Consider the following 15,465-nt stretch of genomic DNA (forward strand, 5'->3'; position numbering starts at 1 on the left):
CCCGACCTGGACGCCGCCACCGCCGCCTGCCAGGCCCAGATCAATGCCCTGCTGGATCAGGGCCTGATCAACGGCCGCCAGCTGGGGCCAGCCAGGGAGGCAGGTGCGCTGCCGCCCAGCCCCTGAGATCCCGGCCACTCACCACCCACAACACCGCCCGGGCCCCGTCGCCCCAGATCTTGCGCCGCCCCTCGGGCTGGCAGCGATCGGCACAGGGCACCGGCACCGGGGTGAGGTGGATGCCGCGGCTGCCCGCCACGATCCGCCCCACCAACAACGCCCGGTCCATGTGATCACTGCTGGTCACCAGCAGGGCATGGCGGATGCGCGCCCGGCGCAGATCATCCACCAGGGAGGTGAAGTTGGAGAGGGTGTCCCGGGCGCGGTAATCGAGCTGCACCTGGTGGGGCGGCAGCCCCTGGCGCTGCTCAAACAGCCAGTGGGCGTACTCCGGATTGCTGCCGCCGCTCACCACCACCGGCAGACCTTGGCGGGCCGCCAGGTCGGCAGCCCGCTGCTCCCGGGCCACATCCCCCCCCAGCACCAGGATCATCTGGGGCGGAGGGGGCAGGGGCCACCACCAGCCGCGCGACAACCAGAGCAGCCCTAAGCCAAAGGCACCCGCCAACAACAGCGCGGCCAGCCCCCGGGGCCCCAGCGGAAGTCGCCCAGCCCGGCGGCGAGACGGTGGGCGAGGGGAAGGCTGGCGGGGGGCGCGTCGCCGGCGGGGGCGGCGGCGCCGGCCGGATGACACCCCCATCAGAGCCCGGCCACCGGCGAGGTGGGATAGAGGGGCAGCACGGGCTGCCAGGGGGCCGCCAGGCCCTGGGCGTGGGCCAGCAGGCTGAGCTCCAGCAACTGCTCCACGTCGTCGGGGAGCAGGGCGGTGGCCGGCAGCTGCGCGCCCGGGGGCACGGCCGTACCCGGGCCAAACAGCCGTGGCAGCTCCAACTCCGTGAGGGCGCCATCGGTACCGGCGGGGCCGTACAGACCGGCCACCACCCCGCGACGGGGCAACTCCTGCACCAGCCAGGTGGGCTCCTGAATCCCGAGGCGCCGGGCCGCCAGCAGAAAGCTGGACACCCCATCGAGGGGCACCTGGAGCTGCTGGGCCAGGGTGCGGGCCAGCACCACGGTGAGCCGGGTACCGGTGAAGCCACCGGGCCCGGTGGCCACGGCCAGGCGGGTGAGCTGGGGCCACTGGTCGGCCGGCAGCAGTTGCTCGATGCAGCTGAGCAACTGGTTGGAGAGGCCCCGACCCAGCGGGAACGCCCGCAGGGCACTGGAGGCCTCCACCGGGCCCGAGCCGGGGAGCCAACGCACACCCACCCCCAACACGTCGCTGGAGCTGTGCAGGGCCAACACCGCTCCCATCACCACCACCTCCAAGAACTCATCGGGGCAGGGCGACACCGGGGCAGAGCCGCTGCCAGCGCCCCCCATCCCGTTGAAAACTGCCGCAGGCCCGCACATCCCATTCCACCCCCACACCACCGCCGGGGAGATCCAGCACCTGCACGTGGATGCGGGGATCCAGGGGGGTCATGTCGGGCTGGGAGGAGAGGTGGGGCACACCGTGCTGGCGCTCCACCGCGTGGTAGGCCTGGCAGCGGTCGACCCAGTGGCAATCCACGCAGATGCACATGCTGCCCAGGCCGAGCCAGGAGCCCATTCTGACGGGCGACCGCCCCGCCGGCGAGGTGGCCCAGGAGCTGTGGCAACGGCTGCTGGCGGAGCCCTGGCCCCTGCCGCTGGAAGCCCTGCCACCGGGCACGGCCCTGGTGGGCGGGGCCGTGCGGGATGGGCTGCTGGGCCGGCTCGAGCCCCAGCCCGACCTCGATCTGGTGGTGGCCGGGGATGCCATCGGCCTCACCCGGCAGCTGGCCCGCAGCCATGGCGGCAGCGCCGTGGTGCTCGATGCCGACCACGGCATCGCCCGGCTGGTGATGGGGGGCTGGACCATCGACCTGGCTCGCCGCGATGGCGACAGCCTGGAGGCCGATCTGGGCCGGCGCGATTACACGGCTAATGCCATCGCCCTGCCGCTGCCCAGCGACGGACAGAAGCCCGGACACCTGGTGGATCCCACCGGCGGCCTCACCCACCTGGAGCGCCGTGAGCTGGTGGCGGTGAGCGAGGCCAACCTGCTGGCCGATCCGCTGCGACTGCTGCGCGGCATTCGCCTGGCCTGCAGCCTCGACTTCGCCCTGGAGCCCACCAGCCGGGGCTGGATCGAGCGCCATGGGGGCCTGCTCACCCAGGTGGCTGGGGAGCGGGTGCTGGCGGAGCTGGAGAAACTGGCCACCGCCCCCAGCGGCGAACGGGGCCTGGCGCTGGCCCTGACCTGCGGCCTCCTGCAGGGCTGGGGAGCCGACGCGAGCGCTGGGGCCGCGCTGGCCGAACTCCAGCTCGATCGGGCCCAGCAACGGGGCCTGGCCACCGCCGAAACCGCCTGGGCCCTGCCCCTAGCCCGGCTGAGTGCCCTGCTGCCCGCCCAGGCCCTGGCCGAGCTGCGCAGCAGCCGGCGCCTGCAGCAGCGCTGCCGCGCCCTGCGGCACTGGCAAGGCCAACTCGAGCAGGCGGGGGGCTGGGGCGCCCTAGGGGAGGCCCGCAGCCTGGCCCTGCACCGGGAGCTCGAGGCCGATCTACCGGCCCTGCTGTTGCTGGCACCGGAGCCCCCCTGGCCCCTGCTGGCGCGCTGGCGGAACCCCAACGACCCCCTGTTACACCCCCGCCCGCCCCTGGATGGGCGCCGGCTGCAACAGCACCTGGCCATCCCCGCCGGCCCCGACCTGGGCCGGCTGCTCGACCACCTCACCCTGGAGCGGGCCTGCGGCCGCCTGCCCGCCGATGGGAGCCCGCAGGCGGATGCCCTGGCCTTGGCCGCCGCAGAACGCTGGTGGCTGCAGAAGGGCGCTGGGGGAACAGGCGGGCGACGTGATTAACTTTCTGATGCAAAGGCGCATCGAGAGGCTTCTCCTCGCCTGCAGAAAGTTTTTTCTCCCCTTCCCCATGAGCATTCGCCTCTACGTCGGCAACCTGCCGCAGACCTTTGATGCCAAGGAGCTTGAGGCTCTGTTCAGCGCTGTGGGCGAAGGGGTGCGCTTCAAGGCCGTCAACGACCGGGACACCGGCGCCTGCCGCGGCTTCGGCTTCGCCAACGTGGACGACCAGAAGCTGGCCGACACCGTGATCGAGCAGCTCAACGGCAAGGACTTCGGCGGCAACGCCCTGCGGATCGAGGTGTCGGAGCGCAAGGAGAGCCGCTCCGCCGCTCCGGCCGAGCGCCGCAATGGCAGTGCCCCCACCCCCGCCCGCAAGGCCGTGAACAAGGTGGTGCATGCCGACAACGTCGACACCGAAGCCCCCGATCCCCGCTGGGCCGGCGAACTGGCCAAACTGAAGTCGCTGCTGGCCAACCAGACGGCCGCGGTCTGATCGCAACTTTGGTGACAACGGCTCCGGTCTCCCCCGATTGGGACTGGCAGGGACACCGGATCCACCTGCTGGAGGCCGGCGACCCCACCAACCCCACCAAGGTGCTGCTGATCCATGGGTTCGGTGCCTCGGTGGGCCACTGGCGCCACAACCTGCCGCCGCTCAGCCTCCACGCCCATGTGATGGCCGTGGATCTGCTGGGCTTCGGTGCCAGCGACAAACCACGCTCCCGGCTGGCCGACGAGCCCGAGCAACCGGGCGCCGTGCAGTACGGCTTCGACCTCTGGGCCCAGCAGGTGGCTGATCTGGTGCGGGAGCGGCTGCTGCCGTCCGGGGAGGGGCCGGCGCCACGGGTGCACCTGGTAGGCAACTCGATCGGTGCCATGGTGGCCCTCACCGCCGCCCGGTGGCTCCTGGCCGAGGGGATCCCCCCAGCCCAGGTGATCCTGATCGACTGCGCCCAGCGCACCCTCGATGACAAGCGGGCGGCCCAGCTGCCGGGCTGGGAACGGGCCAGCCGGCCCCTGGTGAAAGCCCTGGTGCGCCAGCGCTGGGTGATCGCACCCCTGTTTCGCCTGCTGGCCCAACCCCCCTTCATCCGCAGCGTGCTGACCCGCGCCTACCCCAGCGGCGCCAACGTGGACGAGGCGCTGGTGGCGCTATTGCATCGCCCCAGCACCGATCCGGGGGCCACGGAGAGCTTTCGGGGCTTCGTCAACCTGTTCAACGATCACCTGGCCCCCCAGCTGCTGGCGGACCTGAGTGCCGCAGAGCCGACCGTGCCGGTGCGGATGCTCTGGGGCGAAGCCGACCCCTGGGAAGATCCGGCTGAAGCCCGCCGCTGGGCCGAGCTCTACCCCTGCATCCAGGAGCTGCAGGTGCTGCCTGGGCTAGGGCACTGCCCCCACGACGAGGCGCCCGAACGGGTCAATCCCATCCTGGCCCAATGGCTGGGCCTGAACGAGAACAACACGCGCCCAAAAAGAACTCAGACAGCAACATCGATGGGTGACGAGGATTCCGGACCTATTGACCCAGGGGGTTCTGAGATTCCGTAGGCCGCCTCCACCCCATGGCCGCGAAGCTCGAACTCCCCAAGCCACTCAGCAGCAAGGGCATCGGCTTCGAGAAGCTCCAGAAAAGCACCACTCATGACAAGGTCTCGGTTGCACTGCTTCGCAACGGCTTCCAACCGACTGGTCGTATTCACAGCATCACCAATCACCGTGTAATCCATTCGACGAGCCGATCCAATATTGCCGCTGATCACCGTGCCGAAGTTCAACACAACAACTTGCTGCCAAGGCTCCTTTCCCTCTTGCAGCCAGCGGGCATTGAGATCCCGCAGGCGCTCGCGAATGCTGAGCGCGGCACGCAGTGCTGAGGCTGCCTCCACTCCGTCGCCCCGGCTGACAGGGGCTCCGAAGACGGCCAGGGTTGCATCGCCAATGAACTTGTCCACAATGCCACCTTCGTGATCAATGGCATCAACAACCTCGCCAAAGTACTGGTTGAGCTGATTCACAAGGTCGGCCACTCTGTTCTCCTCTGTCATCCGCATCGTTCGCGCCGTAAAGCCACGGATGTCCGTCATCAAAATGACGACCCGAGCACTGCGGCCGCCGAGAATGCCATCTGCGTTGGCAGGCTGATCCGAAATTTCTGCCGCAACTGCCGGCGAGAGGTAACGACCCAGAGCCAAGCGCAGGCGGCGACGCTGCCATTGCAGCCGAAGCGTTGCATCCCCACTGGTCACCACGCCCATCAACAGAACGGAGCCCGCCACGGTGAAGAGAGGGACGGCAATGCCAGCCGCCCCGATCAGAATCAGCGAGAGCAGCGCCAAAGAGGCCGCCGTCCCGGCAAGCACACTGAGCCGGATCAGCGGTTTGTCCCAGCGCTGGGCCACGAGGGCTGCCGTAAAGGCGCAACCAGCGAGCAACAGGGGCCACCAGCGCGGTGGCTGCCAAAACCACAGGGCTCGTCCCTCAATTCGATTGGCCAGCTCCGTGGCATGAACCTCAACACCAGGCATGCCCTCAGCATTGGAAAAGGCTGTTTGATGCAAATCCTGGAGGACAGAAGCCGTCGGACCGATCAACACCAACTGGTCGTGAAAACGTCCGGTGTGCTTCAAATGCTGATATGAGCCCGATTCGAGAACGGACCAGATCGAGACCACGGGGATCGTTCGCGGCGGCCCATAAAAATCCAACAAGGGCAGCCATCGGCCGCCTCCTGGAGGCTGTCGGCTGAGGTCAACACCTCCACCGGCCCGCAGAAGAACCTGAGCCAGACTGGGCGGGACGGCAGGGCCAAGATCCCTGCGCAACTGGTCGGCATGGTCGCCGGGACGCTTGCGGAGCGCTCCATCGGCATCAATCGGACCATTCAGCAACCCAGAAGCCTGGACACCCGCCGCATCCTGCAGAGGCACCACCGGCTGACTGAGGGAAAGACCGGCCAAGTCCCCACGACTTTCCAACACCTGAGCGCCCAGCAATGTGCGCGGTCGATGCCGAGCCAAAACGTCTGCCAAACGCCCATCGTCTTCCGGTCCATGGGAGCTGGGAGCATCAAACAGAAGATCCAGCGCCACGGAGCGGGCACCCGCCTGGTAGAGCCGGTTCAGCACAACTCCATGGATGGCACGAGGCCACGGCCACGCCCCCAAACTCCTCAACGCGGCATCTTCACTCAAATCAGCATTGGCAGCCTGCTGCAGGCTGAAATCATCAATGGCCACAATGCTGATGTTGGCTGGCGGGCTGCGGCGACCACGCAGCTCCTGAGCCCAGGTGACCAGGGACAACTCAACTTCAAGCTGCAGCTGGGGCAGAAGCGCGCTCCCCACACCCACCACCAGGGCACCGGCCGTGGGGAGCGCGAAAGTGGCCCAGGGCCAACACATTAGCCTGCGTATGAGCCGAAAGTGAAAGCTCATCCAAGAGGAGTAATGACACCAGTTTGGGGATCCTGGAATACGAGAAGCGGGGCGGTAGCGTATGTTTGCGACGGCGCCTGCGTGTTAACAATAACAATAAAATTGCCTGAGCACGTGGGAGACGCACCCAGTGAGAAAACCGTCGCGCTTTGAAGATCAGGCGTTCCTTGCAAATCTTGACCCAAAAAGTACAAGGGGACAGGACTGCCTTGGGAGACACACACATAGGCGTTGGCTGTCAAACCAGAAGCAGACCCCGGCAACTTGTTATCAGGCACAACCAGATTCTGGTTAGCGCGTGCACGCGGGTAGGGCTGGCGGGAAGAGATCAGCCAGTTAAATCCCGTCGCTGCCATCATGGCCATCGATGGGGATCCATAGAGCCTGTTGAAGGTTTTGATGATTGCATGGCCTTCAGGCAAAGGATCCTGGCCAGCAGCATTGGAGATGATCAACTGAGAATATTCTTCCTGGGTGAGCTGGCGCGTACTGATCAACTCCCCCGCGGGGCTAAGCACGGCCTGCTCCCCTGCTTTAATCTGAACATTAACTCCTTGGCCAACCAACGGGCTGACAACATCAACCTGACCACCCAAGGAGGGGCCGGGGAAAGTGGGCGGTGATTGAACAGATGATGGCCCTAAAGCGATTTGGAAGGGCTTGCCAGTATTGAATTGCTCAGGCTTCAGCTGGGAGAGCTGCGGGATCACGCCAGAAACGCCCAGAGGAAGATTGGGATCACGAACAAACCGACCTGAGGTTGCAAAACGATATGTAATTCTGCCTCCAACCACCGTATCCAACAGATCGTCATACTGGACATAAGCCGAAGCCTGAAGGTGATCACCAATCGGCACATCCAGGCCAACTTGGCCGCCCCCAGAAGTGCTGCCGGCACCATCAATCACATAGGGAGAGAAGGACAACATGATGGACTGGTCTCCCAGATTGACAATGGGAACACCAATCCGCGCCGCCGCCAAACTCAAACTATTGGGACAGGATGCGATTGGAATATTTCCATTCAGTCCAAACTGCCATCGGTCTCGCTGCCACTGACCGCCCAAAGCCAGCTGGTTATTAAAACAGCTTGACACTGCAGACAAAGAATTCCATCCGTCGTACCCCAGGAAAAGGGTTGCAGAGGCTTGATTGCTGGGATCAAACCATGTATACCCAATTTCAGTACTTGCGCCCCACGCCCCATCAAAGTTGGTCGATACCGTGGTGTAGCTGTACAACAATGACTTGGCATTGTGCTGGAAGACCGGAAGGAAAAAGTCGAGGTCACCCAGAACCAGGCCTGCGGCCTCCCCCAGACTCAGCCCACCCGCATTACTGCCCCAGGCACTTGGACCAAAACCGATCCAAGGGCTGAGCGTGGGGTAGAGGGACAAAATATCCACATCTGGAATGGCCTCAGCTGCGGCACTGCTAGCATCTTCCACGCTGACATCACCATGCAAAACACTAAGTTCATAATTTCCATCCTGGGACGCAGTCAAGACATAGGTGGTTCCTCGAACACCCAGAATCTTGCTTCCCAAGCAGCCCTTTTGTGTCCCATTGACGAGCACAGTGCCCTGCTGAAGTCGAAAACATTCACGACCAAGAGTTATCAAGCTTTGCTTGCCAATAAACCCAAGCGCACGTTTATCGAAGAGCAGCTCTGCCCGACTACTTCCGGTGCTAATCTGTTGACCATTTTTGGCATCTTGATTAATCTTAGCCTGACGCTTATCAATGTAAACCTCAGAGCCGTCAACAATGCGTCGAACCTTGGCGGTCTGGAATGACGATGCCTGCGCAGCCGGCGACACACTGCCCACGAGAACACTGCTGGCCAGCAAAACAGCGGCGAGGCTTCTCATCCCTTTGGCTTATTTTCGAGAGAGCCTGTACGGCACAGGCCAAGCCCGATGGTTTTGTAGACAGTTTTCTATCCGTCCAGGCGTCTTCTCCCTGGGCTCAGCGCGCCTGGGCGATGACAAACGACCGGGGAAGATCCAGAAACTTGCCGGAGGTGGGCACATAGGCCCGGTGGTTGAACACGTCGTAGTCGAGCTCCTCGATCACATCGAGGATGCCGCGATACAGGCGTAGCGACGCCCACACCGGCCAGCGGGCATCGGGCGCGAGCCAGCGCACGCCAGCCTCGGAACGGGCAAACCAATCCCGGGCGCGGGCCAGCTGGAACCGCATCAGCTCCCGCCAGCTGTCGTTGAGAGTGCCGGCCATCAGCTCGGCCTCGCTGTAGCCGAAGCGCACCAGATCCTCCTGAGGCAAATAGATCCGGCCGCGGCCCCGGTCCTCGCCCACGTCGCGCAGGATGTTGGTGAGCTGGTTGGCGATCCCCAGGGCCACAGCAGCCTCACTGGTGTCAGGCCGGGAGCTCCAGGGGGCCGAGGTGTACGCGGGATCCACCCCCATCACCTCCTGGGTCATCAGCCCCACGGTGCCGGCGACGCGATAGCAGTAGAGGTAGAGCTGATCGAAATCGGCATAACGCGTGGTGGTGAGATCCATGCGCATGCCCTCGATCATGTCGAGGTAGGGCTGGATGGGCTGGGGATAGCGCTCGATCGTGTCACGCATCACCAGGTCCAGGCCATCGCGCACCTCGCCAGCGAACAGGGCGCGGGTGCGCTGCTCCCAGGCGTCCAGCCGGGCGGCCAGCTCCTCCACAGGGCGCGCCATCGCCTCCGGGCTGTCCATCAGCTCATCGGTGCGGCGGCACCACACGTAAATCGCCCAGATCGCCCGCCGCTTGGCCGGCGGCATCAGCAGCGTGCCGAGATAGAAGGTTTTGGCCCACTCCGCCGTCTCACGGCGGCAGGCCTCATAGGCCTCCTCCAGATTGGCAACGGCGGACACCACCACGCTCAGACCGCCACCGCAACCCCGGCCGCCGGCTGGGCCAGGGGGGACGTGGCAATCGCCTGGGCGCACTGCTTGCCGCTGAGCACCGCCCCCTCCATCGAGGCCAGGTAGCGCTGCATCGTGTAGCAACCGGCCAGGAAAAAGTTGGGGATCGGCGAGGCCTGGTCGGGCCGGAGCTGCTGGCAGCCGGGCACGGTCTTGTAGACCGACAGGGGCGTCTTCACCACGATCGACTTGCGCAGCTGGGCCTGATCATCGCCGGTGAAGTGCATCGGGAACAGGCGCTTGAGCTCCTCCATGGTGGCCGCCACGATCTCCTCATCCGGGCGCCCGATCCAGTCTTTTGCCGGAGCGAACACCAGCTCGAGCATCGAGCGCTCGGGATCCTCGTATTCCTTGCAGGTGTTGCTCATATCGGCATACACGCTCAGCAGCGGGCTGCGGCTGAACAGCAGGTGGTCGATCTCGGTGAGCTTGCGGTCAAACCAGAGGTGGATGTTGATCACCGGCACGCCATTGAGCCCATCGAGCTTCTTGAAGTAGGGGATCTCCTTCCAGGCCTCGGGCAGTAGCAGCTTGAAGGGATCCACCGGCATGGCACTCACGTAGGCATCGGCCGTGAGGGTGCGGGGCTCCTGGCCCTTGATGCCACCGATCTGGAACGCCTTCACGCTGCCGTCGGCATTGAGCTCGATCTGCCGCAGGGGGGCATTGAGGTGCACCTCACCGCCTCGGGCCTCGATGTACTCCACGATCGGCTGGCAGAGCCGCTGGGGCGGATTGCCATCGAGGAAGGCCATCTTGGAACCATCGCTCTCCTGCAGGAAGCGATTGAGGGCGGTAAGCACCACCGTGCTGGAGATCTCGTCGGGATCGATGAAGTTCAGCGCCTTGGCCATGGCGATGAACACCTCGTCATTCACCCGTTCCGGGATGTTGTGGATGCGCAGCCACTCGGTCCAGGAGTATTGGTCGCACTCCTCCACGTACTGCTGGCCCCGGAGGATCGCCGGCACCAGGCCGAGGCCGAAGGAGATCTTCTCCGGCCAGGTGAGCAGGTCGTTGTTGCTGAGGATGGCCGCCAGCCCATTGAAGGGGGCCGGGATATCGGGGAAGTCAAAGCGGCTGTAGGTGCCGGGAGTTTCCTTCTGGTTGAAGATCATCGAGTGGCTCTTCCACTGCAGACGGTCTTCGATGTCCAGCTCCTTGAACAGCTGGCGCATGTTGCGGTAGGCGCCGAAGAAGATGTGCAGTCCGGTCTCGTACCAGTCGCCGTCCTCGTCCTGCCAGGCCGCCACCTTGCCGCCCAGCACGTCGCGAGCCTCCACCACCACCGGGGTATGCCCCGCATCACAGAGGTATTTCGCACACGACAATCCGGCGAGCCCTGCCCCGGCGATGACGACCCGCATCCTTCAGATCTGAAAACCAGGGGCAACCCTAAAGGGGGCCCCGGACCTCCGCGGCCCCAGGAGTTTCTAGAGTTGCGCCATCGGGTGCCCGCAATCCCATGTCCATGGCTGAGTCTCGCCCTGTCGACCCTCGCCCTGAAGCGACCCTGCTGAAGTCCACCACCCGTCACGTGCGGCTCTTCACCGCCCGGATCGAGAACGGCGACCTGGTGGCCGATCCCAGCCAGCTCACCATGGATGTGGATCCCGATAACGAGTTCCTCTGGGACGCCCCCGTGCTGACCAAGGTGCAGGACCGCTTTCGGGAGCTGGTGGCCGCCCACGCCGGTGCCGACCTCACCGAATACAACCTGCGCCAGATCGGCTCCGAGCTGGAAGGCCTGATTCGCCAGCTGCTGCAGGGTGGCGAGCTTCGCTACAACCCGGATGCCCGGGTGCTCAATTACTCGATGGGCCTGCCCCGCAGCACCGAAAGCCTGTGAGCCGCTCCCGCTACAACCCGGACCGCTACGCCGACGACCGCTACAGCGACGAGGCCTACGGCCGCGGCGGGCGACGTCCCGAACCGCGGCCCGGGCCTGGCGGTGGCAAGGGTGGTCCGGGGGGGCAAGGAGGACCGGGCGGCAATGGCCCCTTTCAGTTCAACGTGGGCACCCTGGCGATCCTGGCCGGGGTGCTGGTGGTGGGCATCGGCATCGGCACCGGCCTCTCCAGCACCACCCAGGGCGACCAGGGCAACATCGCCAGCAGCCAACAGCTCGACATGGCGGTGCCCGATCCCGAGTTCTGCCGCCAGTGGGGCGCCAGCGCCTTCGTGATGGACGTGGAGCTGTACACCACCATGAACCCCAGCTCCAGCTTCGTCACCCAGCCCGAGCTCAAGGCCGGCTGCGTGATCCGGCGGGAGAACTGGAGCGTGCTGCAGAAGGAAGGGGCCGTGACCGCCGAGCAGATGCGCCAGTGCAAGCAGCGCATGAACACCTTCGCCTACATCGGCTCGGTGAAGGACAAACCGATCGTGCGCTGCGTCTACCAGACCGACATCAGCCAGAACAAATTCCTCACCAAGGGCGTGGCCGACGACACCGTGGGCATCACCCCCGAAGCCGACCAGTTCTGAGCACACCGGCCTGTCTGAGCCCCGGCCCGACTGAGCAGAGGGCGGGGTGTCAGGCCGGCGTGGGGGCGGGCGGAGCCTCCTGCTGGAGGGGGCGGCGCAGGGGGCTGTCGGGGCTGGCGAACACCGGCAGCACCTCCTTGCGGAAGGCATCGGCGGCCCGGGAGCAGTAGCGGGCGGGGTGGGTGATCAGCTTCAGCTGGCGGCGCACCAGCAGATCGGCCACCTGGGGCCGGTGCAACGTGCCGGCGGAGAGCTCCCGCTCGATCGACACCACCGGCAAAAAGGCCGCCCCCAGGCCGCTTTGCACGGCATTTTTGATCGCCTCAAAGGAGTTGAGCTCCATCTCGATCTTGAGGCGGCCCACATCCAGGCCGGAGCGAGCCAGCAGCTGGTCCACCATCTTGCGGGTGGTCGACTGGGCATCGAGGCAGACGAACCCCAGCCGGTAGAGGTCGTCCTTGGTGAGCTCGGGCAGGCGGGCCAGGGGATGCTTCACCGGCAGCACCAGGGCCAGCTCATCGCTGGCGTAGGGCACCACCTGCAACAGCTCGCCGAGCTCCGTGGGCAGCTCCCCGCCAATGATCGCCAGATCCACCTGGCCATTGGCCACGCTCCAGCCCGTGCGCCGGGTGCTGTGCACCTGCAGCTGCACCGCCACCTCCGGATACTTCTGGCGGAACAGACCGATCATCCGCGGCATCAGGTAGGTGCCGGTGGTCTGGCTGGCGCCCACGATCAGGGAGCCGCCGCGCAGGTTGTGCAGGTCTTCCAGGGCACGGCAGGCCTCCTGGCACTGGCTGAGGATCCGGTCGCAGTAGCTCAGCAGCAGGTGACCGGCCTCGGTGAGCTGGGCCTTGCGCCCGCCCCGATCAAACAGGCTGACGCTGAGCTGCTTCTCCAGGTTCTGGATCTGCAGGCTCACCGCCGGTTGGGTGACATAAAGGCTGTCGGCGGCCTTCTTGAAGCTGCCCTCCGAGGCGATGGCCCGCAGGATGCGCAGCTGATCAAGGGTGAAAGGCAGGTCTGCCATCGGGTTGCCTGGAGCGGCCGGGGCGGCCTGCCAGCTGGCGAGGAAAAAACTCTAGGGGGGAAGTCTGGCAGCGAGAATCGGCAGCTTCACAACTCCCCATCCGCCCCTTGCCCCCCAGCTCCCTCCACCACAGCAGCTGGGTGATGCTCGCCCTGCTGCTGGCCTTCGCCGTGGTCCACAGCGGTGGCGCCTCCCTGCGGGTCTGGGGCGTGGAACGGATCGGCGAGCGGGCCTGGCGGCTGCTGTTTGCCGCCGTGAGCATCCCCTCGGCCGTGGTGGTGATCGGCTACTTCCTGGCCCACCGCTACGACGGCGTTCGGCTCTGGAACCTCCAGGACCAACCCTGGATCGTGCCGCTGGTGTGGGCGGGCACCGCCATCAGCTTCCTGTTTTTGTATCCGGCCACCTACAACCTGCTGGAGATCCCGGCCGTGCTGAAACCCCAGGTGCGGCTGTACGCCACCGGGATCATCCGCATCAGCCGCCATCCCCAGGCCGTGGGACAAATTCTCTGGTGCGCCACCCACCTGCTCTGGATCGGCAGCAGCTTCATGGTGGCCACCTGCATCGGCCTGATCGCCCACCACCTGTTTGCGGTGTGGAACGGCGACCGCCGCCTGGCCCGCCGCTTCGGCGCCGCCTTCGAGGAGCTGCGTGCCACCACCTCGGTGCTGCCCTTCCGGGCCGTGCTGGATGGGCGCCAACAGCTGGTGCTCTCCGAATTCCTGCGACCCGCCCAGCTCGGCATCGCCATCGCCGTGGGGGTGTTCTGGTGGGCCCACCGCTTCATCGGCCTGGGGGCCACCAGCTTCTCCCGTTCCGCCCTGGGGCACTGGCTCGGCTGATGGGCGCCCCCGCACAGGGGTAGGGACAGACCGGATCGGCTGCCTACACTCCTTCCAACCAGCCTGCGCCGCATGCCGTCAGCCGCCGAACTCGCCTGGTTGATCCCGGTGCTGCCCCTGGTCGGGGCCTGCATCACCGGGCTGGGGCTGATCAGCTTCAACCGCACCGTCAACCGGTTACGCAAACCCGTCGCCTGGCTGCTGATCAGCTGCGTCGGGGCCGCAGCCGTGCTCAGTTACGCCGTACTGGCCCAGCAGCTCGCCGGCGCAGGCCCCACCGAAGTGCTGTTCAACTGGGCCAGCGCGGGCACCTTCAACCTGCAGATGGGCTTCCGGGTGGATGCCCTCGGCGCCGTGATGCTGGCCCTGGTGACCACCATCGCCGTGCTGGTGATGGTGTATTCCGATGGCTACATGGCCCACGACAAGGGCTATGTGCGCTTTTTCACCTATCTGGCCCTGTTCAGCAGCTCGATGCTGGGCCTGGTGATCAGCCCCAACCTGCTGGAGATCTATGTGTTCTGGGAGCTGGTGGGCATGTGCTCCTACCTGCTCGTGGGCTTCTGGTACGACCGCGACGGCGCCGCCAACGCCGCCCAGAAGGCCTTTGTGGTGAACCGGGTGGGCGACTTCGGCCTGCTGCTGGGAATCCTGGGGCTGTTCTGGGCCACCGGCAGCTTCGGCTTTGAGGAGATCGGCGCCCGGCTGCAGGAGGCCGTGGCCGGCGGCAGCGTGTCCAACGCCGCGGCGATCCTGCTCTGCCTGCTGGTGTTCATGGGCCCCATGGCCAAATCGGCCCAGTTCCCCCTGCACGTGTGGCTGCCGGACGCCATGGAGGGCCCCACCCCGATTTCAGCCCTGATCCACGCGGCCACGATGGTGGCGGCGGGCGTGTTTCTGGTGGCCCGGTTGCAGCCGGTGTACGCGCCCTTCCCGGCGGTGCAAGCCACGATCGCCGTGGTGGGCACCATCACCCTGGTGCTGGGGGCCTCGATTGCCCTCACCCAGATGGACCTCAAGAAAGGGTTGGCCTACAGCACGGTGAGCCAGCTCGGTTACATGATGCTGGCCATGGGCTGCGGCGCCCCGGTCGCCGGCATGTTCCACCTGGTGACCCACGCCTTCTTCAAGGCCATGCTGTTCCTGGGTTCTGGGTCAGTGATCCACGCCATGGAGGAGGTGGTGGGCCATGAACCCGTGCTCGCCCAGGACATGCGGTTGATGGGTGGCCTGCGCAAGTTCATGCCGATCACCAGCGCCACCTTCTTCATCGGCTGCATCGCCATCAGCGGCATCCCGCCCTTGGCGGGCTTCTGGAGCAAGGACGAAATCCTGGGGGTGGCCTTCGGCCAGTTCCCCATCCTGTGGGTGGCCGGCTTCATCACCGCCGGCATGACCGCCTTCTACATGTTCCGGCTCTACTTCCTCACCTTTGAGGGAGAGTTCCGCGGCGGAGACAAAGCCATGGCTGCCCAGCTGATGGCCGCCGCCGGTAAAACCGCGGATGACCACGGCGACGACCACGGCCACAGCCACGCCAGCCACCCCCATGAATCCGGCTGGCAGATGGCCATGCCCCTGGTGGTGCTGGCGGTTCCCTCCGTGCTGGTGGGCCTGCTCGGCACCCCCTGGAACAGCCGCTTCGGCACCCTGCTGGATCCCCAAGAAGCCGCTGAGGTGGCCGAGCACTTCAGCTGGAGCGAATTTCTGCCCCTCGCGGGAGCCTCCGTCGGCATCTCCGTGGCGGGCATCAGCGTGGCCGTACTGGCCTACGCCCTCCACAAGCTCGACCTCGG

15 protein-coding genes are annotated in these 15,465 nt (G+C 65.8%); 7 read left to right on the plus strand and 8 right to left on the minus strand.

Annotated elements, in window-relative coordinates:
• Positions 1 to 67: 67 nt before the first annotated feature.
• From KBY71_RS11735 to KBY71_RS11745, 3 genes are read right to left on the minus strand one after another with little or no spacing between them, the layout of a single operon-like run.
• Positions 68 to 760 carry a YdcF family protein gene (locus tag KBY71_RS11735; protein WP_315858553.1) on the minus strand — a complete coding sequence of 231 codons (693 nt, stop codon included), beginning with the start codon at positions 758 to 760 and terminating at the stop codon, positions 68 to 70.
• The gene (gene tsaB, locus KBY71_RS11740) at positions 760 to 1,413 is read right to left on the minus strand and encodes a tRNA (adenosine(37)-N6)-threonylcarbamoyltransferase complex dimerization subunit type 1 TsaB (RefSeq protein WP_315858554.1); all 654 of its coding nucleotides are present in this window, start codon (positions 1,411 to 1,413) and stop codon (positions 760 to 762) included. The genes KBY71_RS11735 and tsaB overlap by 1 nt, the downstream gene beginning before the upstream one ends.
• Positions 1,394 to 1,645, minus strand: coding sequence for a Ycf34 family protein (locus KBY71_RS11745; RefSeq protein ID WP_254929089.1), 252 nt, complete (start codon positions 1,643 to 1,645; stop codon positions 1,394 to 1,396). The genes tsaB and KBY71_RS11745 overlap by 20 nt, the downstream gene beginning before the upstream one ends.
• On the opposite strand from KBY71_RS11745, the gene KBY71_RS11750 reads away from it, so the two are divergent.
• The 3 genes from KBY71_RS11750 (at position 1,644) to KBY71_RS11760 (ending at position 4,496) form a co-directional block, all read left to right on the plus strand.
• Positions 1,644 to 2,945, plus strand: a complete 1,302-nt coding sequence (locus KBY71_RS11750; RefSeq protein ID WP_254929090.1) for a CCA tRNA nucleotidyltransferase — start codon at positions 1,644 to 1,646, stop codon at positions 2,943 to 2,945. The genes KBY71_RS11745 and KBY71_RS11750 overlap by 2 nt on opposite strands.
• 67 nt (positions 2,946 to 3,012) lie before the next feature.
• Complete coding sequence (locus KBY71_RS11755) at positions 3,013 to 3,438, plus strand: RNA-binding protein (protein WP_254929091.1); 426 nt, start codon at positions 3,013 to 3,015, stop codon at positions 3,436 to 3,438.
• Between the two features lie 11 nt (positions 3,439 to 3,449).
• Positions 3,450 to 4,496 carry an alpha/beta fold hydrolase gene (locus KBY71_RS11760; protein WP_254929092.1) on the plus strand — a complete coding sequence of 349 codons (1,047 nt, stop codon included), beginning with the start codon at positions 3,450 to 3,452 and terminating at the stop codon, positions 4,494 to 4,496.
• Here KBY71_RS11760 and KBY71_RS11765 read toward each other — a convergent pair.
• From KBY71_RS11765 to pds, 4 genes are all read right to left on the minus strand, one after another.
• Positions 4,427 to 6,382, minus strand: coding sequence for an adenylate/guanylate cyclase domain-containing protein (locus tag KBY71_RS11765; protein ID WP_315858555.1), 1,956 nt, complete (start codon positions 6,380 to 6,382; stop codon positions 4,427 to 4,429). The two genes, KBY71_RS11760 and KBY71_RS11765, sit on opposite strands and share 70 nt — an antisense overlap.
• Positions 6,379 to 8,253, minus strand: a complete 1,875-nt coding sequence (locus KBY71_RS11770) for a hypothetical protein (RefSeq protein ID WP_254929093.1) — start codon at positions 8,251 to 8,253, stop codon at positions 6,379 to 6,381. The genes KBY71_RS11765 and KBY71_RS11770 overlap by 4 nt, the downstream gene beginning before the upstream one ends.
• Before the next feature lie 97 nt (positions 8,254 to 8,350).
• Positions 8,351 to 9,256 carry a phytoene synthase gene (locus tag KBY71_RS11775; RefSeq protein WP_254929094.1) on the minus strand — a complete coding sequence of 302 codons (906 nt, stop codon included), beginning with the start codon at positions 9,254 to 9,256 and terminating at the stop codon, positions 8,351 to 8,353.
• Between the two features lie 8 nt (positions 9,257 to 9,264).
• Positions 9,265 to 10,674, minus strand: a complete 1,410-nt coding sequence (gene pds, locus KBY71_RS11780; RefSeq protein ID WP_254929095.1) for a 15-cis-phytoene desaturase — start codon at positions 10,672 to 10,674, stop codon at positions 9,265 to 9,267.
• Between the two features lie 104 nt (positions 10,675 to 10,778).
• Between pds and KBY71_RS11785 the strand changes: the two genes are divergently transcribed.
• A complete protein-coding gene (locus tag KBY71_RS11785; RefSeq protein ID WP_254929096.1) occupies positions 10,779 to 11,156 on the plus strand; it encodes an NAD(P)H-quinone oxidoreductase subunit M in 378 nt (125 codons plus the stop codon).
• Positions 11,153 to 11,794 carry a DUF3172 domain-containing protein gene (locus KBY71_RS11790; protein ID WP_254929097.1) on the plus strand — a complete coding sequence of 214 codons (642 nt, stop codon included), beginning with the start codon at positions 11,153 to 11,155 and terminating at the stop codon, positions 11,792 to 11,794. The genes KBY71_RS11785 and KBY71_RS11790 overlap by 4 nt, the downstream gene beginning before the upstream one ends.
• Before the next feature lie 49 nt (positions 11,795 to 11,843).
• Here KBY71_RS11790 and KBY71_RS11795 read toward each other — a convergent pair whose 3' ends face one another.
• A complete protein-coding gene (locus tag KBY71_RS11795) occupies positions 11,844 to 12,824 on the minus strand; it encodes a LysR family transcriptional regulator (protein WP_254929098.1) in 981 nt (326 codons plus the stop codon).
• Positions 12,825 to 12,967: 143 nt separating this feature from the next.
• Here KBY71_RS11795 and KBY71_RS11800 point away from each other — a divergent pair, with 143 nt between their 5' ends.
• Together KBY71_RS11800 and KBY71_RS11805 are read left to right on the plus strand one after the other, a co-directional pair.
• Positions 12,968 to 13,669 (plus strand): NnrU family protein, encoded by a 702-nt coding sequence (locus tag KBY71_RS11800; protein WP_254929103.1) that lies wholly within the window; start codon positions 12,968 to 12,970, stop codon positions 13,667 to 13,669.
• A gap of 72 nt (positions 13,670 to 13,741) precedes the next feature.
• Positions 13,742 to 15,465: NAD(P)H-quinone oxidoreductase subunit 5 (locus KBY71_RS11805; RefSeq protein ID WP_254929099.1), on the plus strand; the 1,724-nt coding region annotated here is incomplete at its 3' end.

Origin of the sequence: Cyanobium sp. T1B-Tous (assembly GCF_024345475.1) — a bacterium.
Classification (GTDB): domain Bacteria; phylum Cyanobacteriota; class Cyanobacteriia; order PCC-6307; family Cyanobiaceae; genus Cyanobium_A.

Bases quoted from the DNA above. Each gene is read 5' to 3' on its own strand.
- KBY71_RS11735 (WP_315858553.1), bottom strand. From the start codon at position 760: ATGGGGGTGTCATCCGGCCGGCGCCGCCGCCCCCGCCGGCGACGCGCC.
- KBY71_RS11750 (WP_254929090.1), top strand. From the start codon at position 1,644: ATGCTGCCCAGGCCGAGCCAGGAGCCCATTCTGACGGGCGACCGCCCC.
- KBY71_RS11745 (WP_254929089.1), bottom strand. From the start codon at position 1,645: ATGTGCATCTGCGTGGATTGCCACTGGGTCGACCGCTGCCAGGCCTAC.
- KBY71_RS11755 (WP_254929091.1), top strand. From the start codon at position 3,013: ATGAGCATTCGCCTCTACGTCGGCAACCTGCCGCAGACCTTTGATGCC.
- KBY71_RS11765 (WP_315858555.1), bottom strand. From the start codon at position 6,382: ATGAGCTTTCACTTTCGGCTCATACGCAGGCTAATGTGTTGGCCCTGG.
- KBY71_RS11770 (WP_254929093.1), bottom strand. From the start codon at position 8,253: ATGAGAAGCCTCGCCGCTGTTTTGCTGGCCAGCAGTGTTCTCGTGGGC.
- pds (WP_254929095.1), bottom strand. From the start codon at position 10,674: ATGCGGGTCGTCATCGCCGGGGCAGGGCTCGCCGGATTGTCGTGTGCG.
- KBY71_RS11785 (WP_254929096.1), top strand. From the start codon at position 10,779: ATGGCTGAGTCTCGCCCTGTCGACCCTCGCCCTGAAGCGACCCTGCTG.
- KBY71_RS11795 (WP_254929098.1), bottom strand. From the start codon at position 12,824: ATGGCAGACCTGCCTTTCACCCTTGATCAGCTGCGCATCCTGCGGGCC.
- KBY71_RS11800 (WP_254929103.1), top strand. From the start codon at position 12,968: ATGCTCGCCCTGCTGCTGGCCTTCGCCGTGGTCCACAGCGGTGGCGCC.